Annotated in this window: 29 protein-coding genes; 16 read left to right on the top strand and 13 right to left on the bottom strand. The window is 59.8% G+C overall.

Annotation, left to right across the window (positions count from 1 at the left end; genetic code table 11):
- Positions 1 to 4: 4 nt before the first annotated feature.
- Positions 5 to 544, bottom strand: a complete 540-nt coding sequence (locus tag ACYP2A_RS11760; RefSeq protein ID WP_459745166.1) for an SgcJ/EcaC family oxidoreductase — start codon at positions 542 to 544, stop codon at positions 5 to 7.
- A 177-nt stretch (positions 545 to 721) separates the two neighbouring features.
- On the opposite strand from ACYP2A_RS11760, the gene ACYP2A_RS11755 reads away from it, so the two are divergent.
- Genes ACYP2A_RS11755 through ACYP2A_RS11740 form a run of 4 tightly spaced genes read left to right on the top strand, consistent with a single transcriptional unit; the run spans position 722 to position 5,350 of the window.
- Positions 722 to 1,909, top strand: coding sequence for a sensor histidine kinase (locus ACYP2A_RS11755; protein ID WP_459745165.1), 1,188 nt, complete (start codon positions 722 to 724; stop codon positions 1,907 to 1,909).
- A complete protein-coding gene (locus ACYP2A_RS11750; protein WP_459745164.1) occupies positions 1,906 to 2,565 on the top strand; it encodes a response regulator in 660 nt (219 codons plus the stop codon). Before ACYP2A_RS11755 ends, ACYP2A_RS11750 begins: the two co-directional genes overlap by 4 nt.
- Positions 2,562 to 4,889 (top strand): ATP-binding protein, encoded by a 2,328-nt coding sequence (locus ACYP2A_RS11745; RefSeq protein WP_459745163.1) that lies wholly within the window; start codon positions 2,562 to 2,564, stop codon positions 4,887 to 4,889. Before ACYP2A_RS11750 ends, ACYP2A_RS11745 begins: the two co-directional genes overlap by 4 nt.
- Positions 4,886 to 5,350, top strand: coding sequence for a response regulator (locus ACYP2A_RS11740; protein ID WP_459745162.1), 465 nt, complete (start codon positions 4,886 to 4,888; stop codon positions 5,348 to 5,350). The genes ACYP2A_RS11745 and ACYP2A_RS11740 overlap by 4 nt, the downstream gene beginning before the upstream one ends.
- Positions 5,351 to 5,358: 8 nt before the next feature.
- Here the strand turns inward: ACYP2A_RS11740 and ACYP2A_RS11735 are convergent, their stop codons facing one another.
- Both ACYP2A_RS11735 and dusA read right to left on the bottom strand, forming a co-directional pair.
- Positions 5,359 to 5,790: a universal stress protein gene (locus tag ACYP2A_RS11735; protein WP_459745161.1), complete on the bottom strand. Its 432-nt coding sequence runs from the start codon at positions 5,788 to 5,790 to the stop codon at positions 5,359 to 5,361.
- 107 nt (positions 5,791 to 5,897) lie between these two features.
- A complete protein-coding gene (gene dusA / locus ACYP2A_RS11730) occupies positions 5,898 to 6,896 on the bottom strand; it encodes a tRNA dihydrouridine(20/20a) synthase DusA (protein ID WP_459745160.1) in 999 nt (332 codons plus the stop codon).
- 439 nt (positions 6,897 to 7,335) lie between these two features.
- Here dusA and ACYP2A_RS11725 point away from each other — a divergent pair, with 439 nt between their 5' ends.
- The gene (locus ACYP2A_RS11725; protein WP_459745159.1) at positions 7,336 to 7,605 is read left to right on the top strand and encodes a pyocin activator PrtN family protein; all 270 of its coding nucleotides are present in this window, start codon (positions 7,336 to 7,338) and stop codon (positions 7,603 to 7,605) included.
- A 344-nt stretch (positions 7,606 to 7,949) separates the two neighbouring features.
- Here ACYP2A_RS11725 and relB read toward each other — a convergent pair whose 3' ends face one another.
- Positions 7,950 to 8,144: a type II toxin-antitoxin system RelB family antitoxin gene (relB, locus tag ACYP2A_RS11720; RefSeq protein WP_459745158.1), complete on the bottom strand. Its 195-nt coding sequence runs from the start codon at positions 8,142 to 8,144 to the stop codon at positions 7,950 to 7,952.
- 212 nt (positions 8,145 to 8,356) lie between these two features.
- On the opposite strand from relB, the gene ACYP2A_RS11715 reads away from it, so the two are divergent.
- The 4 genes from ACYP2A_RS11715 to ACYP2A_RS11700 all read left to right on the top strand — a co-directional run bounded on the left by ACYP2A_RS11715 (position 8,357) and on the right by ACYP2A_RS11700 (position 9,831).
- A complete protein-coding gene (locus tag ACYP2A_RS11715) occupies positions 8,357 to 8,821 on the top strand; it encodes an antitoxin PaaA2 family protein (protein WP_459745157.1) in 465 nt (154 codons plus the stop codon).
- A gap of 2 nt (positions 8,822 to 8,823) precedes the next feature.
- Complete coding sequence (locus ACYP2A_RS11710; protein WP_459745255.1) at positions 8,824 to 9,147, top strand: type II toxin-antitoxin system RelE/ParE family toxin; 324 nt, start codon at positions 8,824 to 8,826, stop codon at positions 9,145 to 9,147.
- A gap of 88 nt (positions 9,148 to 9,235) precedes the next feature.
- The gene (locus ACYP2A_RS11705) at positions 9,236 to 9,496 is read left to right on the top strand and encodes a type II toxin-antitoxin system Phd/YefM family antitoxin (RefSeq protein ID WP_459745156.1); all 261 of its coding nucleotides are present in this window, start codon (positions 9,236 to 9,238) and stop codon (positions 9,494 to 9,496) included.
- Between the two features lie 2 nt (positions 9,497 to 9,498).
- Complete coding sequence (locus ACYP2A_RS11700) at positions 9,499 to 9,831, top strand: type II toxin-antitoxin system RelE/ParE family toxin (protein WP_459745155.1); 333 nt, start codon at positions 9,499 to 9,501, stop codon at positions 9,829 to 9,831.
- Between the two features lie 6 nt (positions 9,832 to 9,837).
- On the opposite strand, the gene ACYP2A_RS11695 is transcribed toward ACYP2A_RS11700, so the two are convergent.
- Positions 9,838 to 10,473 (bottom strand): LysE family translocator, encoded by a 636-nt coding sequence (locus ACYP2A_RS11695; RefSeq protein ID WP_459745154.1) that lies wholly within the window; start codon positions 10,471 to 10,473, stop codon positions 9,838 to 9,840.
- A 200-nt stretch (positions 10,474 to 10,673) separates the two neighbouring features.
- Between ACYP2A_RS11695 and tal the strand changes: the two genes are divergently transcribed.
- On the top strand, positions 10,674 to 11,600 hold the full coding sequence (gene tal / locus ACYP2A_RS11690) for a transaldolase (RefSeq protein ID WP_459745153.1): 927 nt from the start codon (positions 10,674 to 10,676) through the stop codon (positions 11,598 to 11,600).
- Positions 11,601 to 11,664: 64 nt separating this feature from the next.
- On the opposite strand, the gene rssC is transcribed toward tal, so the two are convergent.
- Both rssC and rssB read right to left on the bottom strand, forming a co-directional pair.
- Positions 11,665 to 12,150, bottom strand: a complete 486-nt coding sequence (rssC, locus tag ACYP2A_RS11685; protein WP_056840091.1) for an anti-sigma factor antagonist RssC — start codon at positions 12,148 to 12,150, stop codon at positions 11,665 to 11,667.
- Positions 12,150 to 13,331 carry a two-component system response regulator RssB gene (gene rssB, locus ACYP2A_RS11680; protein WP_459745152.1) on the bottom strand — a complete coding sequence of 394 codons (1,182 nt, stop codon included), beginning with the start codon at positions 13,329 to 13,331 and terminating at the stop codon, positions 12,150 to 12,152. Before rssB ends, rssC begins: the two co-directional genes overlap by 1 nt.
- A 271-nt stretch (positions 13,332 to 13,602) precedes the next feature.
- Between rssB and ACYP2A_RS11675 the strand changes: the two genes are divergently transcribed.
- A complete protein-coding gene (locus ACYP2A_RS11675; RefSeq protein WP_459745151.1) occupies positions 13,603 to 13,902 on the top strand; it encodes a PilZ domain-containing protein in 300 nt (99 codons plus the stop codon).
- 4 nt (positions 13,903 to 13,906) lie between these two features.
- Here ACYP2A_RS11675 and ACYP2A_RS11670 read toward each other — a convergent pair whose 3' ends face one another.
- Complete coding sequence (locus ACYP2A_RS11670; RefSeq protein WP_459745150.1) at positions 13,907 to 14,836, bottom strand: LysR family transcriptional regulator; 930 nt, start codon at positions 14,834 to 14,836, stop codon at positions 13,907 to 13,909.
- An 89-nt stretch (positions 14,837 to 14,925) separates the two neighbouring features.
- Between ACYP2A_RS11670 and ACYP2A_RS11665 the strand changes: the two genes are divergently transcribed.
- Positions 14,926 to 15,405, top strand: a complete 480-nt coding sequence (locus tag ACYP2A_RS11665) for an N-acetyltransferase family protein (protein WP_459745149.1) — start codon at positions 14,926 to 14,928, stop codon at positions 15,403 to 15,405.
- Positions 15,406 to 15,462: 57 nt separating this feature from the next.
- On the opposite strand, the gene ACYP2A_RS11660 is transcribed toward ACYP2A_RS11665, so the two are convergent.
- Positions 15,463 to 16,164: an MlaA family lipoprotein gene (locus ACYP2A_RS11660; protein WP_459745148.1), complete on the bottom strand. Its 702-nt coding sequence runs from the start codon at positions 16,162 to 16,164 to the stop codon at positions 15,463 to 15,465.
- 179 nt (positions 16,165 to 16,343) lie between these two features.
- Between ACYP2A_RS11660 and ACYP2A_RS11655 the strand changes: the two genes are divergently transcribed.
- Together ACYP2A_RS11655 and ACYP2A_RS11650 are read left to right on the top strand one after the other, a co-directional pair.
- On the top strand, positions 16,344 to 16,955 hold the full coding sequence (locus ACYP2A_RS11655) for an HAD family phosphatase (protein ID WP_459745147.1): 612 nt from the start codon (positions 16,344 to 16,346) through the stop codon (positions 16,953 to 16,955).
- Between the two features lie 105 nt (positions 16,956 to 17,060).
- Positions 17,061 to 17,330 (top strand): DUF4404 family protein, encoded by a 270-nt coding sequence (locus ACYP2A_RS11650; protein ID WP_459745146.1) that lies wholly within the window; start codon positions 17,061 to 17,063, stop codon positions 17,328 to 17,330.
- 61 nt (positions 17,331 to 17,391) lie between these two features.
- On the opposite strand, the gene queF is transcribed toward ACYP2A_RS11650, so the two are convergent.
- On the bottom strand, positions 17,392 to 18,222 hold the full coding sequence (queF, locus tag ACYP2A_RS11645) for an NADPH-dependent 7-cyano-7-deazaguanine reductase QueF (RefSeq protein ID WP_459745145.1): 831 nt from the start codon (positions 18,220 to 18,222) through the stop codon (positions 17,392 to 17,394).
- Positions 18,223 to 18,378: 156 nt separating this feature from the next.
- On the opposite strand from queF, the gene ACYP2A_RS11640 reads away from it, so the two are divergent.
- Together ACYP2A_RS11640 and ACYP2A_RS11635 are read left to right on the top strand one after the other, a co-directional pair.
- On the top strand, positions 18,379 to 19,056 hold the full coding sequence (locus ACYP2A_RS11640) for a heavy metal response regulator transcription factor (RefSeq protein WP_459745144.1): 678 nt from the start codon (positions 18,379 to 18,381) through the stop codon (positions 19,054 to 19,056).
- Positions 19,053 to 20,390 carry a heavy metal sensor histidine kinase gene (locus tag ACYP2A_RS11635; protein WP_459745143.1) on the top strand — a complete coding sequence of 446 codons (1,338 nt, stop codon included), beginning with the start codon at positions 19,053 to 19,055 and terminating at the stop codon, positions 20,388 to 20,390. The genes ACYP2A_RS11640 and ACYP2A_RS11635 overlap by 4 nt, the downstream gene beginning before the upstream one ends.
- A 4-nt stretch (positions 20,391 to 20,394) precedes the next feature.
- Here the strand turns inward: ACYP2A_RS11635 and ACYP2A_RS11630 are convergent, their stop codons facing one another.
- The 3 genes from ACYP2A_RS11630 to ACYP2A_RS11620 all read right to left on the bottom strand — a co-directional run bounded on the left by ACYP2A_RS11630 (position 20,395) and on the right by ACYP2A_RS11620 (position 23,644).
- Positions 20,395 to 21,639 (bottom strand): lipoprotein-releasing ABC transporter permease subunit, encoded by a 1,245-nt coding sequence (locus tag ACYP2A_RS11630; RefSeq protein WP_459745142.1) that lies wholly within the window; start codon positions 21,637 to 21,639, stop codon positions 20,395 to 20,397.
- A 63-nt stretch (positions 21,640 to 21,702) separates the two neighbouring features.
- A complete protein-coding gene (lolD, locus tag ACYP2A_RS11625; RefSeq protein ID WP_459745141.1) occupies positions 21,703 to 22,386 on the bottom strand; it encodes a lipoprotein-releasing ABC transporter ATP-binding protein LolD in 684 nt (227 codons plus the stop codon).
- A gap of 7 nt (positions 22,387 to 22,393) precedes the next feature.
- Positions 22,394 to 23,644: a lipoprotein-releasing ABC transporter permease subunit gene (locus ACYP2A_RS11620; RefSeq protein ID WP_459745140.1), complete on the bottom strand. Its 1,251-nt coding sequence runs from the start codon at positions 23,642 to 23,644 to the stop codon at positions 22,394 to 22,396.
- Positions 23,645 to 23,688: the final 44 nt, after the last annotated feature.

The following is a 23,688-nucleotide window of genomic DNA, read 5'->3' as shown; positions in this document are numbered from 1 at the left end:
CAGATCACTGGGCTTTTGCCGCCGCATGGCTGGCCTGCAACATCGGCTGCACTTGCGGCATTGCTGAAGAGTGATGGTTGAGAATCTTCCACTGCCCGTCTACTCGCGTGTACAGGAAGGTATAACGCGCCTGAACCTCGCTGACCTTGCCGTCGGCGGCGGTCAGGGTGAAGGTGTAGACGCCACTGTCCATGGCCGCATCGCTGCCCAGACGGCGGATTTCCCGGTAGTTGATCCGCCCGACCGGCTTGAGCACCAGAAAGTGGTCGAAGTAGTCGGTGATTTGCGCAGGCGTGGCGCGCACCTCGTTGGACACAGTCGGTTGCAGCACAGCGTTAGCGGCATACAGGCTGGTGACGCCCTTGGCATTACCGGTTTTCAGCGCGGCATTCCACTGCTCGAACAGGCCGGCAATTTCACGCTCGCTCGCATTGCTCGGCAACTCGGCCACCGTGCGGTACACGTACGGGGCGGTTTCTACGGCCTGAGCCCAGGGAGCACTGATGGCCAGGGCCAAAGCGACAACGGCGACTTTCACTTTCATGACGACACTCCTGCAAGTTGATCAGGGTGTCACTGTGCCCGGCATGACACGCCGGGCCATCGGCCAACCGGCGCTTTTTGCCTATGCCATTCGGCAGATAGGCAGCCTGGGGGCTGACAGGTTCTAATAGCGCACGTTTGCCCGCGTGGGCGACTATCAGCCGCAGGAACCTTCGACATGCCAAGCCCTCCGCACGACCCGGCCAGCGCTCTGGCCATCCGCGCTCAGTACCGTCAGGCACAAAGCCGGGCGGCGCGCCTGAGGCTGTTGGTCGATACCGGCCAGCAACTGACCCGGCTGGACCCCGATGCCATGCGCCGCAAGGTCTTGCAGCGTGCCTGCGCCTTCGTAGCCATGGACCACGGCCTGCTGCTGGAATGGCCCCACGGACAAACCGCACACGCCACCGCCAGCCTCGGCAGCCAGGAGCGTCTGGCCGGCCTGAGCAGCCAGGCCGACACCACCCTGCACGAACCACAATGGCTGGAACAGCGTGGTGCCCCCTTGAGCACAGTGTTGCAGTTACCACTGCGCGGTGCCGACGACCGTCCTTTCGGCCTGCTGTTACTGGCCAACAGTCTGCCTGTCAGCGCACCGGACAACGAGGACATCGAGTCGCTGCAACTGCTGGCGACCTTACTGGCCGCGCACCTGGAAAACGACCGGCTGCTGCAAGCCCTGGTCGCTCGCGAACGCAGCATGTCGGAGCTGGTGCATCGCCTGTTCACCGCTCAGGAAGACGAACGCAAACGCATGGCCTACGACCTGCATGACGGCCTGGCCCAGACTCTGGTGGGGTTGCACCAGCGCCTGCAGGGTTTTGCCGGTCGCTGCCCTGCCCTGCCTGCGCCACTGGACGGCGACCTTGATAATATTCTCGACCTGGCCCGGCATTGTGTCGGCGAGGCGCGGCAGTTGATCGGTGGCCTGCGGCCCAGTGTGCTGGACGACTTCGGCCTGCTGCGTGCCATCGATAAAGAAGCCGACCGCCTGCGCGATGCAGGCATCGAAGTGTACTGGCAAGCCCGTTCGCACGAGCGCCTGCCGGACCCGGTAGAAATCGCCCTGTTTCGCATCGCTCAGGAAGGCATCAACAATGTACTCAAGCATGCTGGCGCCCGGCGCGTGGAGCTTGGCCTGCAACACCATTCCGATCAGATCTCGCTGCACTTGAGCGACGACGGTTGCGGGTTCGACAACGACACCACGCAAGTGCATGACCCGGCCCGCTCGCTTGGCCTGGTGGCCATGCAAGAGCGCGCCAGCCTGCTGGGCGGGCATTTCAGTTGCAGTCGCCAGCCTGACGGCGGAACCCGCCTGCATACCGTTGTGCCACTTGCACCGCTACAGGAGCACCGTGCATGACCACTCCCATACGCCTGGTGCTGGCCGATGACCATGAAGTGACCCGCACCGGCTTTATCTCGCTGCTCGCCGGCCACCCGGAATTCATCGTGGTCGGTGAAGCCAGCGACGGACAGCAGGCCGTAGCCATGTGCGAAACCCTGCGGCCGGACATCGCCATCCTCGACATCCGTATGCCCGTCCTCAATGGCCTGGGCGCGGCGCGGTTGCTGCAACAGCGCATGCCTGAACTGAAAGTGGTGATTTTCACCATGGATGACAGCACCGACCATCTTGAAGCAGCCATCAGTGCCGGTGCCGTAGGCTACCTGCTCAAGGACGCCCGGCGTGACGAGATGATCGACAGCCTGCAACGTGTGGCACGCGGGGAAGAGGCTTTGAACAGTGCCGTCAGCGCCCGCCTGTTGCGGCGCATGGCCGAGCGCGGCGGCTCGGCGGCACCGCCCCTTGAAACGCTCACCGCACGCGAGCGCCAGGTATTGGAACTGGTGGCCGGCGGCTGCAGCAATCGCCTGATCGGTGAGCGCCTGGGCATCACCACCGGCACTGCCAAAGCCCATGTAGAGCGAGTGATCGGCAAGCTCGGGGCATCCGATCGCACTCAGGCGGCCGTGCGCGGCATAGCGCTGGGCCTGGTGCCCGGGCAGTGGTCATGAACGCCGACACGCCGGCCAGTCGCTGGGCCGACCTGCCGTTGCGCGGCAAGGCGCTGGTGGCGATTTCCTTGCCACTGGTGCTGCTGATGGGCTCTTTAGTGCTGATCTATATCACCGAACGCCAGACGGCACGTGCCGAAGAGGACGTGCGTCGGGTGCTGCTGGTACAAGGCGACATCCAGACCGTACACACCCAATTGGCGGAAGCCGCTGCCAGCGTGCGCGGCTATTTGTTGACGCGCAACGAAGACTTTCTGCCAGCATGGCTGCAAGCCGGCGCACTGATCGAGGCCGCCTTGCAGCGCCTGAACGGCAATGTACGCGACCCCCAGATGCGTGAGCATCTTCAAGCCATCGCCCCGCTGATCGACACAAAACAGGAAGGCCTGGAATCCCTGCGCCGCCTCAGCGAGGCTGATCGTGAGTCGATTGCCAGCATTCTGGTCGAAAACAAGCACATCCTTGACGAGCTTCGCCAACGCATCGATACCATGCGCCTGCGTGAAGACACCCTGCTGGCCGAACGCACCGCCGCCGCTGCCGCCACCCGCCAGCGTCTGCTGCTCTCGACCCTGCTGGCCGCCGGCTGCGGACTGTTTGGCGCAATCATCGCGGTGTTGTTGCTGTCACGCGGCATTGTGTTCCGCGTTCAGCAGGTTCAAGGTAATGCTCAGCGCCTGGCGCTTGGCCAGCCGCTATTGCCCCAGGCACCGGAAAGCGACGAGGTGGGTCAGTTGGGCAGCCGTCTGGTCGAGGCCGGCCAATTGCTCGCCGAGCGCGAACGGGCACTGCGCGACAATGAAGAACGCTTGCGGCTGATCATCGACGGGGTAAAGGATTACGGCATCTTCGCCCTGGATACCGAGGGCTACGTCACCAGCTGGAACGTCGGCGCCGAACGCATCAAGGGCTACACCGAACAGGAGATCATTGGTCGGCACTTTTCGGTCTTCTATCTGCTCGATGAGTGCCCGCAGCATCCGGCCATGGCACTGGCCGCCGCCACTCGCGATGGCCATTACATGGAAGAGGCCTGGCGCTGTCGCAAGGATGGCACCCGATTCTGGGCCAGTGTGGTCATTACCGCACAACACGACGCCAGCGGCGCCCTGCGCGGCTTTTCCAAGATCACCCGCGACATCACCGATCGACGAGCCGCCGAAACAGATTTGCGTACGGCCCGCGAACAGGCCGAGCGCGCCAGCCGGGCCAAGAGTGAATTCCTGTCGCGCATGAGCCACGAGCTACGCACCCCGCTCAACTCCATTCTGGGCTTTGCACAATTGCTCGACATGGATGCCGCGCCCGGCCACAGGACGCATGCCGGGCATATCCTGCGCGCCGGCCAGCACTTACTGACGCTGATCAACGAGGTGCTGGACATCGCCCGGATCGAATCCGGTCGGCTGGCCTTGAATACAGAGCCCGTATCCGTGGCTCCGGCGCTGCAAGAGGCCCTGACACTGGTCTGGCCGATGGCCCGCGATGCCGGGATCGAACTGAGCGTATTGCCAGAGCAAGCCACGCATCACGGCGTACTCGCTGACCGGCAGCGGTTGATTCAGGTGTTGCTCAACTTGTTGTCCAACGCCATCAAATACAACCAGCCGGGCGGGCGGGTCTGGATCGAAGTGCAACCACAGGCAGGACGTCTGAGTATTTCGGTCAACGACACCGGGCATGGCATTCCAGCGGACAAGCTTGAACGCCTGTTTACCCCTTTCGAACGACTTGAAGCCGACCCGCGCGTCGAAGGCACCGGATTAGGGCTGGCCCTGAGCAAAAACCTGCTGCAGGCCATGCAAGGCAGTCTGAGTGTACAAAGCACGCACGGTCAGGGAAGCCGCTTTACCCTGCAACTGCCAGCCGCGCAGGCACATACATCACCGTCGGCAATCGCTACCTCCTTACCGGCCTTGCCGACGACAGCGCCGCCTGCGGTAGCCAGCCGGGGTACGCTACTGTGTATCGAAGACAATCTGTCGAGCATGGCCCTGATCGAGACCCTGCTGCAACGCCGTCCGGGCATCCGTCTGTTGTCGAGCATGCTCGGTCAACTTGGCCTGGACCTGGCCCGTCAGCATGCACCGCAGTTGATTGTGCTCGACATCGACCTGCCAGACCTGCAAGGCCTGGACGTGCTGAGCCGCCTGCGCCAATCGCCCGTTACCGCCCTCACGCCGGTGGTGATCCTGACCGCCGATGCCAGCGATCTGACTCGCAGTACCTTGCAGGCGGCAGGCGCCACGGGCGTGCTCGTCAAACCCTTGCATGTACCGGGCTTTCTCGCTTATCTGGACCAGTATTTGCCGGAGCAGCCATGAATACTGACTTTCGCATCCTGATCATCGACGATCAGCTCCCCAATCTGGAACTGATGGAAAAACTGCTGGCCCGCGAAGGACTGCACAATGTGCTGAGCAGCAGCGAACCGCTGCGAACCCTCGATCTGTTCAACAGCTTTGAGCCGGACCTGGTGATTCTGGATCTGCACATGCCCGAATTCGACGGCTTTGCGGTGCTCGAACAACTGAACCGGCGCATCCCCGGCAACGACTACCTGCCGATTCTGGTGCTGACCGCCGACGCCACCCGAGACACGCGCCTGCGCGCCCTGGCACTGGGCGCACGCGATTTCATCAGCAAACCGCTGGATGCCCTGGAAACCATGCTGCGCATCTGGAACCTGCTGGAAACCCGCGCCCTGTACAAGAAATTGCGACAACTGGTGCCCAGCGAATCCATCGAGCTGCTGCGCCAGCATTCGACACCGGCGCAGCCATAAACCGCCGGCTACTTGATCAGGATGACCGGCACCGGTACATCATGAATCACACGATTGGCCACCGACCCCAGCAGCAGACCGCCAAAACTGCCCAGCCCGCGTGTGCCCATGACCACGGTGTCACATCCCAGCGTCCTTACCTGGGCGGCAATCTGTTCGGCAACATTGCCCAGGTCGACATGGACCTGATAAGCGACGCCGCTGGCAGCGAGCAACGTGCTGGCCTGGTCGAGCACACCGCGGGCCGAGTTGAACAACCCGGCCTTGACGCCTTCGATCATGTCCGGCGCCAGATAGTCGCTGTAGACCAACGGGCTGGACTGGACATTAAGTACATGAACTTCCAGCGGCCGGGCCATCTGCCCGGCCAGGTCGATGACATAGTCCAGTGCATGTTTGGCATGAACCGAACCATCGAAAGGAACCAGAACCTTGTGCATGACAGCGCTCCTGCAAGTGGGTATGCAGTGAACATTAGTCACTTGGCAGAAGAGCGGCCAGTGGGATCCTCTCAGCCATTGATCCAGGGCAAGGAGCTGTGAATTATTTAGCGCCCTTCAAGCATCAGAGCCGCCTGATCGAACAGCGCCAGCGGTTGCTCGACCTTGTGAATATCATTCGAGAGCATTTGCCGAAAACGTCGAGCCCCTGGAAAACCTTGGGCCAGCCCCAGAATATGGCGAGTGATGTGATGCATGTTGCCGCCTTGCGCCAAGTAATCGGCAACGTAAGGACGCAAAGCCGCCATGGTATCGGCGCGGCTGATTGGCGGCTTCTCCGAGCCAAACAACTGGCTATCGACCTCAGCCAGCAAATAAGGGTTGTGGTAAGCCTCACGTCCCAGCATCACGCCGTCAAACACCTGCAAATGCTCACGGCACTCCTCCAGGGTCTTGATCCCGCCATTGAGAATGATCTCAAGGTCCGGAAAGTCCGCCTTCAACTGCGCCGCCACGTCATAGCGCAGTGGCGGAATATCACGGTTCTCCTTGGGTGACAGCCCCTCCAGAATCGCGATCCGGGCATGTACGGTAAAACTGCGGCAACCCGCTTCACGTACCTGGCCCACGAAATCACACAGCTGCTCATAGCTGTCACGACCGTTGATGCCGATCCGGTGCTTGACCGTGACTGGCACACTCACCGCATCCTGCATGGCCTTGACGCAATCGCTGACGAGCGCCGGATGCCCCATCAGGCAAGCGCCGATCATGTTGTTCTGCACCCGATCACTAGGGCAACCGACATTCAGATTGACCTCGTCATACCCCGCCGCCTCGGCCAGCCGCGCGCACGTCGCCAGATCGGCCGGGTTACTGCCGCCCAGTTGCAAAGCCAGAGGGTGCTCGGTTTCGTTATGCCCCAGAAAACGCTCCTGATCGCCATGTAATACCGCACCGGTGGTGACCATCTCGGTATAGAGCAAGGCGTTCTTCGAAAGCAGGCGCAGGAAGTACCGGCAGTGGCGGTCCGTCCAGTCCATCATCGGCGCAACGGAGAACCGGCGGGACAGCGCAGGCCTTGTGGTACGGGGGTTTCGGGTCATATCTTGGGACATAGTCATCAGTCGATTTGTAGCAAATTCCTGGGCGGTTTTGATAGTTTCCGGGGCTATCTCTGGAAATGTAGCGACCGAAAATGGAGGAGCATCACCGTATGTGAGCGCAAGACAGCTCGGTCAGCCAAACAGCACAGATCGGGATCAAACGCGAAGGCTGGGCAGTTTATCAGGAAGCGCTGGGGTATGACGCGCAGTGGTGTTGTCTTTCAGCAGCTGATTGCCGAGCGCCCCATAAGCGCGACCGCATCTGACTTATGGCCCACGCCAGTCGCCTCAATGGCCAAAAGGTCGTCACCGAATGCATTGACCCGCAACAGCGGCGCGAGCCGGGATGGGTCGAGTGGCAACGGCAGCATTCACCATCCTGCGGGAGCGAGAGTGAAATGGAACCGATCAAGAAAGTAAGACCTGATGGAGATCGTCGATGAATACGCTGTTTTTGCTCATGGCCCAGTATGAAGCCCAGGCGGTGATACCGCTGGATCGGGTATGTAAGGATTACATGCACCTGTCGGTTGAGCAGTTCAAACGAAAACGGCTTGGCGGGGAGATTGACATACCGGTGGTGCGGCTGGGGGCGGATAGCCAGAAAGCGGGGCTGGGGATCTATTTGAAGGATCTGGCGGATTATATTGATAAGCAGAGGGCGAAGGCAGTTAAAGAGCAGAATCAGTTGATGGGGAGGGTTGCTTAGCAATAAACCTGTGCGCTAAAAAAGCGCACAGGCATTTACGGAGCAAGCAAAACAAACACACAAGTCAAATCTAAATACACAGCACTCACATCAGGATAATAATCCGGATAGGCTGCATTCGAGCTGGCTAGTTTTGAAGCAAAGTCCAAGCATGTCCGTGAATAACCCATCGAGACTCACGCCTACACCTCATAGAAAATAAATACGAATAATCAACCAAAGAAAGCTATACGGACTCAAGCCGCAATTTGGCACAGCGAGCCACGGATAGAGTGTCGTTGCAATTAAAGTGATCAGTTCAATCAGGTCAGCCATGACCGAATCCAGCCACATAACCGGCAGTGTCAGTCAACTGACCTATGTCGGGCTTCAGCAGCTTGAATGATGGCATCCATCCGGGCCATGACCTCATCATGAGGCACACCCGGACCAGGATTGGCCATTGAGACCTCGACCTTGGCACGGAACCAACGATCGTGGCTGTCAGCTTGCTCTTGGGTTTCAAATTCGGAAACGATGGGAGACAGCGGAACGCTCATAAATACCTCCAAATCACAAAGTCGCAGTCTAGCCCCAGTGCCACGATAATCAGCTACAACTCTCCTCCCATCAAGGCCTCTTGGCATGAGGTTCATGCCTGCAGCCAAGAAGGATTTGCACAGGAGACAACACACATTCTAGAAAGAAATTGCAGGTTATCTAAATTTCATACACCCTAAATCTAGTTCACAACACCACAGCGGAGCGAACCATGCAAAGCATGACCCTTGAACAGTTACGCGCAGCGAGCGATGCCGGCGGCGTTGCTGGCGTGACACTCAAAGGCCAAGGCGGCTCGTTTCTGGTCCAGATTGCAACCCGCAGTGGCGGCGGCGCTGTCCTGGCAAAAGCGCGTAGCACCGAGCCTCGCCGCTTCGGCAACCCGGCCGCTGCCTTGAATGTCTTGCGCGATATCGGTATCACCGTAGGTCAGTTCGATGCCAGCGAATGGAACCCCGACGAGAAGGAACCGACCGCGGGCATCCGAGGCCGCTCCGCTGCATTGCGCGAGGCTCACCAGTCGGCTGCCTATAACAAATGGCTTGCAGCCGATATTCAGGCGTCCATTGAGGACACACGACCCAATATTTCGCACGAGGATGTGATGGCTGAAATGGAGGCTGATATTGCCGCCCTCGCCGCCGATCACGATCCGGTCAAAAAGGGTCGTGCTTGAGCATGGTGGATAGATCGGTAGAGAAAGCCCCCTCTCCTTACCGCATCGAATGGCGACCGATGGCCCGAGACGATCTGCGATCGATCATCCAGTACATCGGCAAAGACAGCCCTGTTCGGGCAAGCAGTTTTGGCAGGGAACTGCGCGACAAAACCCTACCACTCGCCGAGCACCCTAATAGTGGCCGCACCGGACGACCTGGCTTGCCAGGGGATGTACGCGAACTGGTAGCCCATCGAAACTATATTATTTTTTATCGCGTACTGGATGACGTGCGCATTGTCGAGATCTTGCGAGTGAAGCATGCGGCACAGCAAACGCCATAAGGACAATTTCTGAGGTGCAGCCCATTTGACAGGACAGAATTCAGGCCTCATTCTGTCCTTCACCCCACTCTACAAGGCAGAGCCCAAAATGTCCCTGGCCAGCCACATCAGACCTATTACCTATTTGAAGACAAGTGCAGCCGAGATAGTCAAGGAGTTCTCCGTCAACCCCGAGCCCATTATCATCACTCAGAATGGCGAGGCAAAAATGGTTGTCATGGACATCAATGAATATGAAAGACAGCAAGAGACGCTGGCTCTGCTAAAGCTACTCGCGCTGGGTAATAAGGACATCAAAGAAGGGAAGTTCAGTGACGCGCACGCTTTTCTCGATGAAATGGACGACTGAACATGGCGAGGGAAATCGTCATCCTTGACAGTGCCAAGGACGACTTCAAAGAAATGAAGAGGTATGTGGCCAATCAGTTTGGCCAATTAACCTGGATAACAGTAAACACGGAGTACAAGGCAGCTTTCAGAAGCATTCAGGCAAATCCCGAACATGGCACCGACATTGAAGAGTTGAAGCAATTCGGCATTACCAATGTAAAATTCAGGCTTGTCAGGCAGACGAAAATTATCTATGAATTTGATGACACGATTGTCTACATCCGAATGCTCATCAATACCAGACGAGACTTTAGTCGGCACCTGACAAAAAGAGTCCTGACCCAGAAAATTTGAATCCCCCTACCGCCGCCCCTCAACAATCATCCGCACAGCCAACCCCGCCAACACCGTGCCCATCAACCAGCGCTGCAGCACTTGCCACAAAGGTCTGCCCGCCAGAAAAGCCGCAATCGAACCCGCCATCACAGCAATCAACGCGTTGACACTTACACTGACCACGATCTGGGTTGCCCCCAGGATCAGCGATTGCAGCAGCACGCTGCCATGGCCTTCGGGCTGGATGAATTGCGGCAGCAATGACAAATACATGACCGCGATCTTGGGATTCAGCAGGCTGGTGAGAAAGCCCATCGTCAGCAGTTTGCGCGGGCTGTCCTTGGGCAGGTCGCGTACCTGAAACGGCGAGCGGCCGCCGGGTTTGACCGCCTGCCAGGCCAGGTACAGCAGGTAAAGTGCGCCACCCAGACGCAGGGCGTCGTAGGCGTAAGGCACAGCCATGACCAGGGCCGTGATGCCGACGGCGGCGCAGAGCATATAGACGACAAAGCCCATTGCCACACCGCCAAGGGAGATCAGCCCGGCCATACGGCCCTGGCAGATCGAGCGCGAAATTAGGTAGACCATGTTCGGGCCAGGCGTCAGTACCATCCCCAGACAAATGAGAGCGAAGGCCAGCAGGCTGGAGAGTTCAGGCATGGGTACACTTCCTTGGTAAATTTTCGCGCGATCAGTCTACTGTAAAGCCCTGCCCACCCCAATCGTCAATAACCGGGAACGAGCCGCCGTCATCGGGTTCCAAGCTAGTCTGCATGGCGTTTGCACGCCGTCACGACCCTGCCCTTGAGCGCTCGACTACGCTCGGGTAATGTCACTCCACCACAGGACAGAGCACGCTCATGACTTCCAAGCTGGAACAACTCAAAGAAATCACTACCGTTGTTGCCGATACCGGCGATTTCGACGCCATTGCCCGCCTCAAGCCAGTGGATGCGACCACCAACCCTTCCCTGCTGCTCAAGGCTGCGTCCAGCGAAAGCAACGCCGCCTTGCTGGCTGAAGCCTTCAGCGGCAGCAAGGGCGATATCGGCCTTGCGAGCGATCGCTTTGCCGTGGCCATCGGCCGCAAGATTCTCGATGTGGTGCCAGGCCGGGTATCGACCGAGGTCGACGCAAGACTGTCGTTCGACACCTCGGCCATGATCGAGCGCGGTCAGCGCCTCATCGGCCTGTATGAAGAAGCAGGCATCGGTCGCGAGCGCATCCTGATCAAGCTGGCGTCGACCTGGGAAGGCATTCGCGCCGCCGAGGTGCTTGAGAAGCAAGGCATCCAGACCAACCTGACCCTGCTGTTTTCCTTCGCTCAGGCCGTGGCCTGTGCCGAGGCTGGGGTGTTCCTCATCTCGCCGTTCGTAGGTCGTATCTATGACTGGTACAAGAAGTCGACCGGCCAGGAATACACCAGCGCAGAAGACCCGGGCGTGCAGTCGGTGACGCGCATCTACAACTACTACAAGGCCAACGGTTTCAACACCGTGGTCATGGGCGCCAGCTTCCGCAATATCGGCCAGATCGAGCAACTGGCCGGTTGCGACCGCCTGACCATCAGCCCTGACCTGCTCAAACAACTGGCTGAAGACCAGGGCACCCTGGAGCGCAAACTGATTCCCGGCCAGGCTGGCGAGCCGCGCCAGAGCCTCAGCGAGCGTGAGTTCCGCTGGCTGTCGAATGAAGACGCCATGGCCACCGAAAAACTGGCCGAAGGCATTCGCCAGTTCGCCCGCGACCAGGAAAAACTCGAAGCCCTCCTTTCGAAAAAGTCCTGATGCAAAAAAGGGCGATACCCGCAGGGGTATCGCCCTTTTTCCTGCCTGAAGCGTTAGTCAGCTCTCAGCGCTGACCTTCCAGCGCATTGACCAGATCGTGGAACGCCTCGCGATTGGACTCATTGAGCCCCATCAGGATCTTGTGCGCTTCGAGCACCTTGGCCTTGACCACTTCTTCGCCCTGATCCTGAGATGGCAGGTCGGTCAGGCACTCGGGGCACGGCACCGGGTGATCGACAATATTGAACACCTGATCGAAGCCCATCGACTGCAACAGCCGCGTGATGTCTTCATGGGTGGTGACCACCGTGGGCAAAAGCCCGACTTTCTGCCGTGACAGGATGGAGAGCTTGGCCAGCAGGCCAAGTGTTGTGCTGTCGATGCTGCGTGTCTCGGTCAGGTCGATCACAACAGCCGAAAAATTCAGCGCCGTGAAGATCCGCTCGATCGTCGCATCCAAGGCCGAGCACAACGTCAATCGCACTTCGCCCACAAACTTGAGAACGAAGGTGCCTTCCTGCTCGGCGAACTGGATTCTACCGGTACTCATTAAAGATTCCTGCTTAACACTAACAAGGCGATATCATCCGGCATCTCCCCTAGCGTAGCCAATTCAAAAACCTCGCGCAGACCATCCAGGCTGCCGCCCGCCGTCTCGACCAAAACAGGTAAAGCGGCTTCCTTTTCCTTGAGTGTATCACCGGGCAGCAAATCCAGTATGCCATCAGACAACAGGGTCAGGCTGAACGACTCCGGCAACTCGATCACGTAGTTCTGATAGGTCGCTTCCTGAAACAAGCCAACCGGCAGACCACGGCCTTCAAGATAGCTGGCCTTGCCAGCACTGAACAAGACCGGCAGAGGCAGGTGGCCACCCACCGCATACGTCAGTGTACCGGCTTGCTCGTCGATGACGCCACCGACCATGGTCACATGCTTGCCCAGCTTGCAACTGATCAGGCCACGGTTGAGGTGACCCAACACATCGGAAGGCTTGAACTCCGGCAGTGTGCCGCCGCGCTTGGACTCGAACAGCAGCCGCGTGGTCATGAACTTCAGCAGTACGGTGATAAACGCCGACGACGCGCCATGACCCGATACATCGGCCAGGTAGAACGCCACGCGACGCTCATCAACCCGAAAATAATCGACAAAATCACCCGACAGGTACAACGACGGAATAATTTCGTGAGCGAAATTGAACTGCTCGATGGACCATGGGCTGACCGGCAGCATGTTGATCTGCACCTGGCGACCGGCGTCCTGATCCTCTTGCAGAAGATGCAGGCTGGCTTCAAGTTCGCGATTGGCGGCTTCAAGCTTCTGGCGGTAGAGCTGGTTTTCCTGCTCCAGACGGGCACGTTCAAGTGCCCGGCCGACCGAGTGCTCAAGCACGGCGAGGTCTTCAAGCGGCTTGATCAGGTAATCGGCAGCGCCCAGGCGCAGGGCTTCGACCACATCACTGATGACGCCTGCGCCGGAAACGACGATCACCGGCACTTGCGGAGAAATGGCTGTCACCTGACGAATCAGTTCGAGCCCGCCCATCTGAGGCATGCGCAAGTCGCAGATCACCAGATCAGGGGGGGACTGCTCGAAAATCTGTACGCCTTGCAGGCCATTATTTGCCTGCAGGACATTGAAGCCGCTGTCTTCCAGGTAGGCCGCGATACTCGCGCGCACCACGTCGTCGTCATCGATAATCAGCAGCGTTGCACTGGTTTTAGGCATGTGGGCAAACGGCGCCAGATCAGGTTGAGGTAGGCGACCCGGTGCGTTCCGGGTTCTGCTTACTGGATTCGCTTTCTAGCCACTCTGCGAGGACAAGCCGGTAAGGTTCGGCCATGATGTCGGTCTTCAGAGGTGCCCTTCAAGGCGCAGACGGTACTCCCATCCGACGGGCGTTTCAAGCGTGCTGCCCCGCTCGATTTGCGACTTTACATCGCAAATCACCGGGAGTTATAAGAACGCACAAATCAGCAACCAAAACACAGGACGAACCATGAGCCGAATCGATCAGAACTACGCAGAAAAGCGTGACTTTATCCGCATGCGCGTAGAGGCCGACATCAGCATCATTCACGCCGGCCAGGTGATTTCGGCGGTGTGTCTCGATCTGTCCAGCAGTGGCATGCAGGTCCAGGCACCGCAGGCCTTTCAGGTAGGCGACAAGCTCAGCGTACGCATCGACTCGGATCACCCGGCACTCTCGGGCCTTGAAGCCGACACCGAGGTGGTCTGGATTGCCGATCAGGACGACGGCGGGCAAAAACTGGGACTGTCGATCATCACGATGAAATGACCGGTCAGCACGATTGCAACTGACCGAACAACGCGCGCAGTTGCCCAATCATCCAGACATGGGCATCGCTGCGCGCATATTTGCGGTGGCTGTAGAGCCGCAAGGCATAGGGCGCAAGATCGAAAGGTGGCGGGTAGAACGCAATGTTCGTCGACGGGCTCAGCATACGCGCCGCTTGCTCGGGCATGGTCATGAGCAGTTCGCTGCGCGTGATAATGAACGGGCATACCATCACGAACGGCAGTTGCAAGGCCACATCGCGCTTCAGCCCCATGCCTTGTAAAGCCAGATCCACCACACCGCATGCCTCTCCCCAGGGCGTGACCACGGCATGCCGCTCAGCCAGATAACCCTGCAGATCCAGTGCTCCCCTGACCCTTGGATGATCACGTCGGGCAACCACGATGTAACGGCCACTCAGCCAGTCTTCGCTCTCCACGCCCAAGGGCAGGCTGTCGCGATCCTCGCCATACCCCAGGGCAAAATCGATTCGTCCGCTGGCCAGGTCATCGATACAGACCTTGCGCTCTGAATGCACCACCTTTACGCATAACCGCGGCGCGACCCGCTGCAACTGCTCAAGCAGCGACGGCAACAGTTGCAGGGCGGTGTAGTCGGTGGCCGCGAAGGTAAACGTGCGCTCGCTGCATGCGGGATCGAAAGGCTGCCACTGCCCCAACTGATCGGACAGCACCTTGAGACTGTGCGTGACCGCCGACGCCAGGACTTCGGCACGCTGGGTGGGATGCATGCGATTGCCCTGGCGAACGAACAACTCATCGTTGAGCGCCTCACGCAGACGCCCCAGCGCATGACTGAAAGCCGAGGCACTGACAGACAATTCGTACGCTGCACTGGCAACGCTGCGGTGGCGGTACAACGCGTCAAAGATCAACAGCAGATTCAGATCGAGGCGGCGCAAGGCAGGATGCATGGTTTTCAATAAGTCCTGAAGAAATTGCAGTACATGCAGTTTATGACGTCACATAGCATGCAGGCTCTTTCTTTAAGGGATTCGCCAACGTGAACCTGCACATACGCCCTGCCCGCCCAGACGATGCGGCACAGATCCTGACCTTCATCACCGAACTGGCCGACTACGAAAAAGCCCGCCATGAAGTCATTGCCAGCCTTGTAGACATCGAACGTACGCTGTTCGGGCCACAAACCAGCGCCAAGGCATTGATCTGCACTTGCAACGACCAGCCAATCGGATTTGCCGTCTATTTCTTCAGCTACTCGACCTGGCTGGGCCGCAATGGCCTGTATCTGGAAGACCTGTACATCACCCCCGAACATCGCGGCACCGGCGCCGGCAAACAGATGCTCAAGCACCTGGCCCGTGAAGCCTGCGCTGCACAATGCGGGCGCTTCGAATGGAGTGTGCTGGACTGGAACGAGCCGGCGATTCGCTTTTACGAGTCGATCGGGGCACAGCCGCAAAACGAATGGGTGCGCTATCGAATGGAAGGCGACGCGCTGAAGGCGTTTGCCGAAAGCTGAACAGGCAGCAGGACAAGGTCGACCCGGCACCTTGCGTACGGGTCGACCTGTGCGGGATCAGAAGTCGTCTTCGACCTGACCGTCCTTGACCTTGAATTCGCGATTCTGCAGATAGGCATTGCGAATGAAGGTGTAGCGGTCGCCGGTCACCATACGCTCGGCCGACAGCAGGCTGGCGCGGGTGTCGATCAGGTTGACGCCCAGTGCGGTGTTGCGGGTCGGCACATGGTCGATGTAGCGGTACGGCGAGGTGTAGGTGTCCGGGTAGCGGGCCAGCGCATCACGCACAGTGCTTGGTCCGAACAACGGCAACACCACGTACGGACCGCTGCCTACACCCCAGTGGCCGAGGGTCTGACCGAAGTCTTCATCGTTGCGTTGCAGGCCCATGCGCGTGCCGACATCGATAAAGCCCAGCAGGCCGAACGTGGTGTTGAAGATCAGCCGTGCGCTGTCGACGCCGGCGTCGGCCGGCTTGAGTTGCAGCACGTTGTTGGCCAGGTTGCCGACATCGCCGATGTTGTTGAAGAAGTTGTGCACGCCATCTTCGACAAACTGCGGCGCAATGTACTGATAGCCCTGGGCAATCGGCTTGAGCGTGTAAGTGTCGACCGTGTCGTTGAAACGGAAAATGGCGCGGTTGACGCCTTCCCACGGATCGTCTTCGGCCGCCTGAGCAACAAACGGGGCCATCGCGACGCCAGCGCACAGAGACAGCCGGGCCAATCGCTCGATAAAGCCGCTACGCGGTAAGGGCATAACGCAAACTCCTGTCAGAAAGTGATGCCCCGAGCATAAGGCTTCGGGCAAAGATGGCCAGTATAAAGTGTTCATCGGTAAATAAGTCAGACACGCGCAAACGCACTTCAGTCATTGCGCGTTCATATTTCTGTCATGCAGAACCGGTAGCGTGCATCAGTATTTCAGAGATCCCCGTCATGCTCGCACCGGTTGCCACGCCCATGCCCGCTTTTTCCGCCCTGCTGTTCGGCCTCAGTGGCTGCCTGGTGGACTTTGGTGCACAGGCAGACGCCACCTCGCCGCAGGCCCTTGCCGACCATGCGCAGCTCACGCCCGGCGCACTGGTGAATCTGCAAAGCCTGCGTCAGCAAGGCATTCCCTGTGCCTGGCTGGACGACTTGCCCGACAGCATCAGCCAGACCTTGTGCGCGCCACTGGGCAGCCTGATCACCGCCACGTCGCGCAGCCAGGTGCAATGGCCGGCGCCGGATGCCTGCTGGCTGGCGCTGATGGCACTGAAGGTCAATACACTTGAAGGCTGCGTGCTGGTCAGTGGCGAGCCACGCCTGTTGCAATCGGGCCTTAACGCTGGATTGTGGACCATCGGCCTGGCCTCTTGCGGGCCTCTGTGTGGCTTGTCACCGACACAATGGCAGGGGCTGCAAGACAGCGAACGCGAACGCCTGCGCGCCCAGGCAACCTTGCAACTGTACGGGCTGGGCGCCCATTCGGTGATCGATCATCTGGGCGAGCTGGAGTCATGCCTGGCCGATATCAGCCTGCGGCGCAGCAAGGGCGAAAAACCCTGACCACGGTCAGAAGCAGGATCACCTGCGATGGAGTAGTCTTACATCACGGACCTTTCGTCTCACAGCGCAGTCCATGAAAAAGACTTATCGATCAAGGAGCACCTCATGCCTGCCCGCGAACTGCAAGAACAACTCAACGCCCTGCGCGAGCAACTGGAGCAGAACCCGCCCCTTCTGGAAGAAGAGCGCATCCATCTGCGAGAGCTCGCGCAACAAATTGAAACCAAAATAGAACTCGAAAACCTAACTCAAGAACAGGATTCCAGCCTGTCCGATGGCGTCAACCTGGCAGTGGAGCGCTTCGAGGTCGAACACCCCGGCATCGCGGCCACCTTGCGTAATATCGTCAATACGCTGGGCAGCATGGGCATCTGACCTTTCTGCCCGCTGACACGAAAAGGCCCGTCATCCGACGGGCCTTTTTCATAAGGATGGCTTACTGACGGGCCAAACGGCCGTTATCGACCGGCACCGCTTCGGTGCTGCGATAAGGGTTGATGTCCAGCCCGCCACGGCGCACATAACGTGCATAAACGGTGAGCGACTGCGGCTTGAGCAGGCGTTGCAAATCAAGAAAGATGCGCTCGACGCATTGCTCATGAAAATCCGAGTGCTGGCGGAAGCTGACGATATAGGCCAGCAGGCTGGCGTGGTCCAGCGCCGCACCCCGGTACTCGACCACCACACTGCCCCAGTCGGGCTGGCGGGTGACAGGGCAGTTGGACTTGAGCAAATGCGTGTGCAGGCTTTCTTCGACCACACGCGACGGGTCGCACTGCAACAGCTCGGGACGCGGGTGATCGTAGCTACTGACCTCGATCTCCAGTTCATCGATGCAAGCGCCCGGCAAGCCGGCGACACCTTGCGCCTCGACTTCACTCAGGCTGCGGATGATCACACCCACCGGCTTGCCGGCAGCGGCCGACAGGTCGGCGATCAGCACGTCCTGCAACTGTTCGCGGCTGGCGTAAACGCTCTGGTTGAGGGAGTTGAGGTACAGCTTGAACGACTTGGACTCGATGATATTCGGCGAGTCGGCCGGTACGCTGAACTCGGCAATGGCCACCACCGGTTTGCCCGACGGTAACAGCCAGGACAGCTCGTAGCAGTTCCAGACATCGACACCCTGATACGGCAAGGTCTGCGCGGTCAGCCCCAGCTCGGCCCATTTCGCGGCGCGCGGAATCGGAAACAGCAACGAAGGCGTGTAGGTGCAAATGTACTCACTGGACTTGCCCAGTGGCGAGTGTTCGGCGGCGGGATGCATGGTGATACCTGAACTTCAAGAATTAACCCGGCAAGTCTATCGGGTTTGCGCGCCGCTTTCAGCCCGCAGCGTGCGGCATTACATCCCTGTAAGCTTGCGCCACTGCCCACCACAACGGGTTATAAAGCCCTTTTTGCGACCAATAACGAGCCAGCAATGAAACTACTGATCGTCGAAGATCAACCCAAGACCGGCCATTACCTGTGCCAGGGGCTGAGCGAGGCAGGCTTCGACAGCGAACTGGTCAGCGACGGCAGTACAGGCCTGCAGCGGGCGTTGAGCGGCGAACACGCCCTGTTGATTCTCGATGTGATGCTGCCCGGTGTCAGCGGCTGGCAGATTCTTGAACAGGTGCGCCGCGCAGGCTTGCCGACCCCGGTGCTGTTTCTTACCGCCCGCGACGCCATCGAAGACCGCGTGCATGGACTGGAGCTGGGCGCCGACGATTATCTGGTCAAACCCTTTGCCTTCGCCGAACTGCTCGCACGGGTACGTACCTTGCTGCGGCGCCTTAACACTCAACAGGACACTCAGTTGCAATCGGGCGAGCTGCGCCTGGATTTGCTGCAACGCAAGGTCGAGCGCGGCGGTAAACGTCTGGACCTGACCACCAAGGAGTTTGCTCTGCTGGAACTGCTTATGCGCCGCCAGGGCGAAGTGCTGCCCAAGTCGTTGATTGCCGCACAGGTCTGGGACATGCATTTCGACAGCGACACCAACGTCATCGAAGTGGCGATCCGCCGCCTGCGCATGAAGGTCGACGATGACTTCACCGTAAAGCTGATCCACACCGTGCGCGGCATGGGTTATGTGTTGCAGGAGCACGCGCCATGAAGCTGTCGCTGCGCAGCCGGCTGGCACTGCTGTTTGCCGGCTGTACGGCGCTGGTGTCGCTGATCGCCGGGTTGCTGTTCAGCCAGGCCAGTGCCAGCCACTTCATCGAACTGGACCAGCAACTGTTCGACAACCAACTGGCCAGCCTGCGCAGCAACCTGCAAGGTGTGGATAGCCTTGAGGCGTTCAAGGCGCGCCAGCCATTACTGAGCAAACCCCACTCAGACCTGATGCTGCGCCTGAGCGATGCGCAAGGCACGTTGTGGTTCGACAACACCCCTGCCCTGCCAGCCGTCGTGCCCGGCACAGGCTTGCAGACATTCAGCGATACGCGGGCCGACTACCGCATCTTCAGCGCACGCCTGCATCCCGAACAAGCGAACTCGCCCACCCTCACACTGGTGCTGGATATCACTCACCATCAGCACTTTCTGCAACGCATGCAACACCTGATCTGGCTGACCGTCGGCCTCTGCGCTCTCGCTACCGCGTTGCTCGGTGCCTGGGCGGCACGCAGCGGGCTACGACCGCTGCAACGCATGAGCGCAGTGGCAGCCGGCGTTTCGGCCAGCTCGCTGACCACCCGCCTGCCCGAACATGAAATGCCCGTCGAACTGGCCGAACTGACCCGCGCCTTCAATGCCATGCTCACACGCCTGGACGAAGGCTTTCAGCGCCTGTCGGCCTTCAGCGCCGACATTGCTCATGAGCTGCGCACGCCGCTGTCCAACCTGTTGACCCAGACCCAGGTGGTCCTTACCCGCCCGCGCTCGCTGGAGCAATACCGCGAGGCGCTGCTGGGCAATCTGGAAGAACTGCAAGGTCTGGCACAGATGGTCAATGACATGCTGTTGCTGGCCAAGGCCGAACAAGGCTTGCTGGCGCCGGCGCGTGACACGCTGCGCCTTGAAGACGAGGTGGGTACGGTACTGGAGTATTTCACGCCACTGGCCGAAGACGCGGGCATTACCCTGCATCGCGAGGGTCAGGCACAAGTGCGTGGGGATCGGACCCTGCTGCGCCGGGTACTGTCCAATCTGCTGGACAATGCGCTGCGCTATACACCGACTGGAGGCCAGCTAAAGGTCACATTGCAGGCGACTGCCGAGGGCGTGGAACTGAGCGTGGAAAACCCCGGCCAGCCTCTTGAACCGACAGTTTTGCCACGCCTGTTCGACCGCTTCTACCGGGCTGACCCGGCGCGTACCGACAGCCAGACCCACGCCGGCCTTGGCCTGGCGATCAGCCGCTCGATCATTGAGGCGCATGGCGGCACGATTCACTGCGAGTCAGCCGCCGGGCTGACCCGCTTTGTGATTCGCCTGCCGGCGTAATGGCTTACTCGTATCGCAGGGCGTGGGCCGGTTCGATCCTGGCGGCACGCCAGGCCGGGTAGATGGTCGCCAGAAAGCTGAGCACGAAACCCGCACCGCAGATCAGCAGCACATCACCGCCTTGCAGCTCCGACGGCAGGTTACTGATGAAGTACACGTCGGCACTGAACACGTGCTGACCACTGACGCGCTCGAACCAGCCGACCAGAGCACTGACATTCAGCGCAGCAATCACACCCAGTACGCCGCCGATCAAGGTGCCCACCACGCCGATCAGCGAACCCTGAACGATGAAGATGCCCATGATCTGCCGGGGCGTGGCGCCGATGGTGCGCAGGATGGCGATGTCGGCGCCCTTGTCGTTGACCACCATGATCAGCGTGGCAATGATGTTGAACGCCGCCACGGCGACGATCATCAGCAGCAACAGACCGATCATGGTCTTTTCCATTTTCATGGCGCTGAACAGGCTGCCCTGGGTGTGGGTCCAGTCATCGGCGCGGTAGCCCTGACCCAGTCCGCTGGCAATGTCGGTGGAGACCTTGGGCGCCTGGTACAGGTCTTTCAGCGCCAGACGCACGCCCTGCACTTGCCCCGGCTGCCAGCGCTGCATCTGCCCGGCATCGCTGATGTTCATCAGGGCCATGGAGCCGTCCAGCTCGGCGCCGACCTTGAACAGTCCGACCACGGTCAGGCGTTGCAGACGCGGGGTGATGCCGCCGGGTGCGTTGCTGATTTCCGGCACGATCAGGGTCAGTGCATCGCCGACATTCACGCGAAAACGCCGTGCTGTGATCTCGCCCAGCACCACGCCGAACTCGCCTGGCTTGAGGTTTTCCAGGCTGCCACGGGTGATGTGCTGCGTGACGATAGAGACTTCATGCTCACGCGCAGGGTCGATGCCGCTGACCTGGATCGGCTGCATCAAGCCACGATAGGAGAGCATGCCTTCCATTTCGGTCAGCGGCGCGGCGGCGACCACTTGCGGATTGCGCAAGGCAGCATCGGCGACCTTTTGCCAGTCATCCACCGGCTTGGTGCCGAGAATGGCGGCATGCGGCACCATGCCGAGAATGCGCGAGCTCATTTCACGCTGGAAGCCGTTCATCACCGAAAGCACCACGATCATGGCCAGCACACCCAGCGCCAGGCCGATCATCGAAGTCATCGAGATGAACGAGATAAAATTCTTGCGGCGCTTGGCCCGGGTGTAGCGGGCGCCGATGAAGATGGATAAGGGTCGGAACATTCGCAGGGCACCTTGGCAAAAAGATCGGCCCGCACGCCTTGATGGCGCGCCGGGCCGGATGAATCAGACGGCGACCAGACGGCCGTCTTCCAGGCTCAGGACACGGTCCATTTGCCTGGCCAGATTCAGATCATGGGTGACCACCAGAAACGCGGTGCGCGATGCAGTGCTCAGCTCGCGCATCAGGTCCTGAATGCCTTGTGCGGTGTGATGATCGAGGTTGCCGGTCGGCTCATCGAGCATCACCAGCCCCGGCTCGTTGACCAGCGCGCGGGCGATGGCCACCCGCTGGCGCTCGCCACCGGACAGTTCGGCCGGCTTGTGCGCCAGCCGGTGCCCCAGACCAACCCGCTCCAGCAAGGCGGTGGCGCGCTTGCGCGCCTCGGGGATCGGCGTCTTGCCGATCAGCAGGGGCATGCAGACGTTCTCCAGCGCGGTGAACTCCGGCAGCAAGTGGTGAAACTGGTACACGAAGCCCAGCGCCCGGTTGCGCAGCAGGCCGCGGGCCTTCTCGTTCAGCGCCGATAATTGCTCACCGGCCAGCCAGACGCTGCCTTCGGACGGCGTGTCCAGGCCGCCCAGCAGGTTGAGCAAGGTGCTCTTGCCGGAACCGGAACTGCCGACGATGGCCACCCGCTCTCCGGGGAACAGCTCCAGTTGCAGATTGGACAGCACTACTACCGACTCCGGGCCCTCCTCGTAGGATTTACCCAGGTTGCGGCAACTCAATACGGCTTTATCAGACATGCCCGACTCACTCATAACGTAACGCCTCCGCCGGCTGGGTGCGCGCTGCGCGCCAGGCCGGGTACAGGGTGGCGAAGAAACTCAGAACCAATGCGGCGCCACAGATCTGGAACACGTCCTGGGCCATCAACTGCGACGGCAGGTAGTCGATGAAGTAGACATCCGCATTGAGAAACTTGTGGCCCATCAGGCCTTCAAGCGCAGAAATCGCGCTACTGACATTGAGCGCCGCGAGAATACCGACGCCGGCGCCGATCAGCGTACCGACCACGCCGATCACCGTACCCTGAACCATGAAGATCGCCATGATCTGCCCCGGTGTGGCGCCCAGTGTGCGCAGGATCGCGATGTCGCCCTTCTTGTCGTTGACCACCATTACCAGCGTGGAAATGATGTTGAACGCGGCCACCGCGACGATCAGCAACAGCAGCAGGCCGATCATGGATTTTTCCATGCGGATGGCCTGGTAGAGGTTGCCGTGAGTACGCATCCAGTCACGCGACCAGTAGTGATCACTGCCCAGTTGCTGGGCGATTTCCCACGAAGTACGCGGCGCCTGGAACAGGTCGTCGAACTTCAGGCGCAGGCCCTGCACCTGATCGGGCTGCCAGCGACGCAGGCGACCCAGGTCTTCGATATTGGTCAGGCCCAGAAAGCCGTCGATTTCACCGGCACCGACATGAAAGATGCCGACCACGGTAAAGCGCTTCATACGCGGGAACATGCCGGCCGGCGTGACCGCCACTTCCGGGGCCACGAAGGTCAGTTTGTCGCCGATGGCAACGCCCAGTTTCGTGGCGGCCTTGTCACCGATCATGATGCCGAATTCGCCCGGCGCCAGCGCGCTCAGCGCGCCCTGACGAATGAATTGATCGATGATCGAAACCTTGCTCTCCTGAGCCGGGTCAATACCATTGAGCAACACTTTCTGCACGGTGCCGGCATGACTGAGCAGGCCCTGCATCTGGGTGAACGGTGCGACGGCCACGACCCCGGTATGACTGCTGACTTTTTCAGCCAGCGCCTGCCAGTCGCGGATCGGCTCGTCGGACTCAAGGGTGGCATGCGGCACCATACCCAACACGCGAGTACGCATCTCGTGATCGAAGCCGTTCATGACCGACAGCACCACGATCATCACTACCACCCCGAGGGCCAGGCCGATGATCGAGGTCAGGGAAATGAAGGAGACAAAATGATTACGTCGCTTGGCACGGGTATAACGCGTGCCGATGAAAGCAAAAAGAGGTCTGAACATGTAGGGAATTGTTCGCAGGAATGGGACATCCGTGTGGCGGGCCG

The sequence above is a fragment of the Pseudomonas sp. 3A(2025) genome (genome assembly GCF_054589175.1).
This window is presented reverse-complemented; position numbering and strand designations above follow the sequence as displayed.

Coding starts and splice junctions, on each gene's coding strand:
- ACYP2A_RS11760 (WP_459745166.1), bottom strand. CDS start 544: ATGAAAGTGAAAGTCGCCGTTGTCGCTTTGGCCCTGGCCATCAGTGCT.
- ACYP2A_RS11755 (WP_459745165.1), top strand. CDS start 722: ATGCCAAGCCCTCCGCACGACCCGGCCAGCGCTCTGGCCATCCGCGCT.
- ACYP2A_RS11750 (WP_459745164.1), top strand. CDS start 1,906: ATGACCACTCCCATACGCCTGGTGCTGGCCGATGACCATGAAGTGACC.
- ACYP2A_RS11745 (WP_459745163.1), top strand. CDS start 2,562: ATGAACGCCGACACGCCGGCCAGTCGCTGGGCCGACCTGCCGTTGCGC.
- ACYP2A_RS11740 (WP_459745162.1), top strand. CDS start 4,886: ATGAATACTGACTTTCGCATCCTGATCATCGACGATCAGCTCCCCAAT.
- ACYP2A_RS11735 (WP_459745161.1), bottom strand. CDS start 5,790: ATGCACAAGGTTCTGGTTCCTTTCGATGGTTCGGTTCATGCCAAACAT.
- dusA (WP_459745160.1), bottom strand. CDS start 6,896: ATGACCCGAAACCCCCGTACCACAAGGCCTGCGCTGTCCCGCCGGTTC.
- ACYP2A_RS11725 (WP_459745159.1), top strand. CDS start 7,336: ATGAATACGCTGTTTTTGCTCATGGCCCAGTATGAAGCCCAGGCGGTG.
- relB (WP_459745158.1), bottom strand. CDS start 8,144: ATGAGCGTTCCGCTGTCTCCCATCGTTTCCGAATTTGAAACCCAAGAG.
- ACYP2A_RS11715 (WP_459745157.1), top strand. CDS start 8,357: ATGCAAAGCATGACCCTTGAACAGTTACGCGCAGCGAGCGATGCCGGC.
- ACYP2A_RS11710 (WP_459745255.1), top strand. CDS start 8,824: ATGGTGGATAGATCGGTAGAGAAAGCCCCCTCTCCTTACCGCATCGAA.
- ACYP2A_RS11705 (WP_459745156.1), top strand. CDS start 9,236: ATGTCCCTGGCCAGCCACATCAGACCTATTACCTATTTGAAGACAAGT.
- ACYP2A_RS11700 (WP_459745155.1), top strand. CDS start 9,499: ATGGCGAGGGAAATCGTCATCCTTGACAGTGCCAAGGACGACTTCAAA.
- ACYP2A_RS11695 (WP_459745154.1), bottom strand. CDS start 10,473: ATGCCTGAACTCTCCAGCCTGCTGGCCTTCGCTCTCATTTGTCTGGGG.
- tal (WP_459745153.1), top strand. CDS start 10,674: ATGACTTCCAAGCTGGAACAACTCAAAGAAATCACTACCGTTGTTGCC.
- rssC (WP_056840091.1), bottom strand. CDS start 12,150: ATGAGTACCGGTAGAATCCAGTTCGCCGAGCAGGAAGGCACCTTCGTT.
- rssB (WP_459745152.1), bottom strand. CDS start 13,331: ATGCCTAAAACCAGTGCAACGCTGCTGATTATCGATGACGACGACGTG.
- ACYP2A_RS11675 (WP_459745151.1), top strand. CDS start 13,603: ATGAGCCGAATCGATCAGAACTACGCAGAAAAGCGTGACTTTATCCGC.
- ACYP2A_RS11670 (WP_459745150.1), bottom strand. CDS start 14,836: ATGCATCCTGCCTTGCGCCGCCTCGATCTGAATCTGCTGTTGATCTTT.
- ACYP2A_RS11660 (WP_459745148.1), bottom strand. CDS start 16,164: ATGCCCTTACCGCGTAGCGGCTTTATCGAGCGATTGGCCCGGCTGTCT.
- ACYP2A_RS11655 (WP_459745147.1), top strand. CDS start 16,344: ATGCTCGCACCGGTTGCCACGCCCATGCCCGCTTTTTCCGCCCTGCTG.
- ACYP2A_RS11650 (WP_459745146.1), top strand. CDS start 17,061: ATGCCTGCCCGCGAACTGCAAGAACAACTCAACGCCCTGCGCGAGCAA.
- queF (WP_459745145.1), bottom strand. CDS start 18,222: ATGCATCCCGCCGCCGAACACTCGCCACTGGGCAAGTCCAGTGAGTAC.
- ACYP2A_RS11640 (WP_459745144.1), top strand. CDS start 18,379: ATGAAACTACTGATCGTCGAAGATCAACCCAAGACCGGCCATTACCTG.
- ACYP2A_RS11635 (WP_459745143.1), top strand. CDS start 19,053: ATGAAGCTGTCGCTGCGCAGCCGGCTGGCACTGCTGTTTGCCGGCTGT.
- ACYP2A_RS11630 (WP_459745142.1), bottom strand. CDS start 21,639: ATGTTCCGACCCTTATCCATCTTCATCGGCGCCCGCTACACCCGGGCC.
- lolD (WP_459745141.1), bottom strand. CDS start 22,386: ATGTCTGATAAAGCCGTATTGAGTTGCCGCAACCTGGGTAAATCCTAC.
- ACYP2A_RS11620 (WP_459745140.1), bottom strand. CDS start 23,644: ATGTTCAGACCTCTTTTTGCTTTCATCGGCACGCGTTATACCCGTGCC.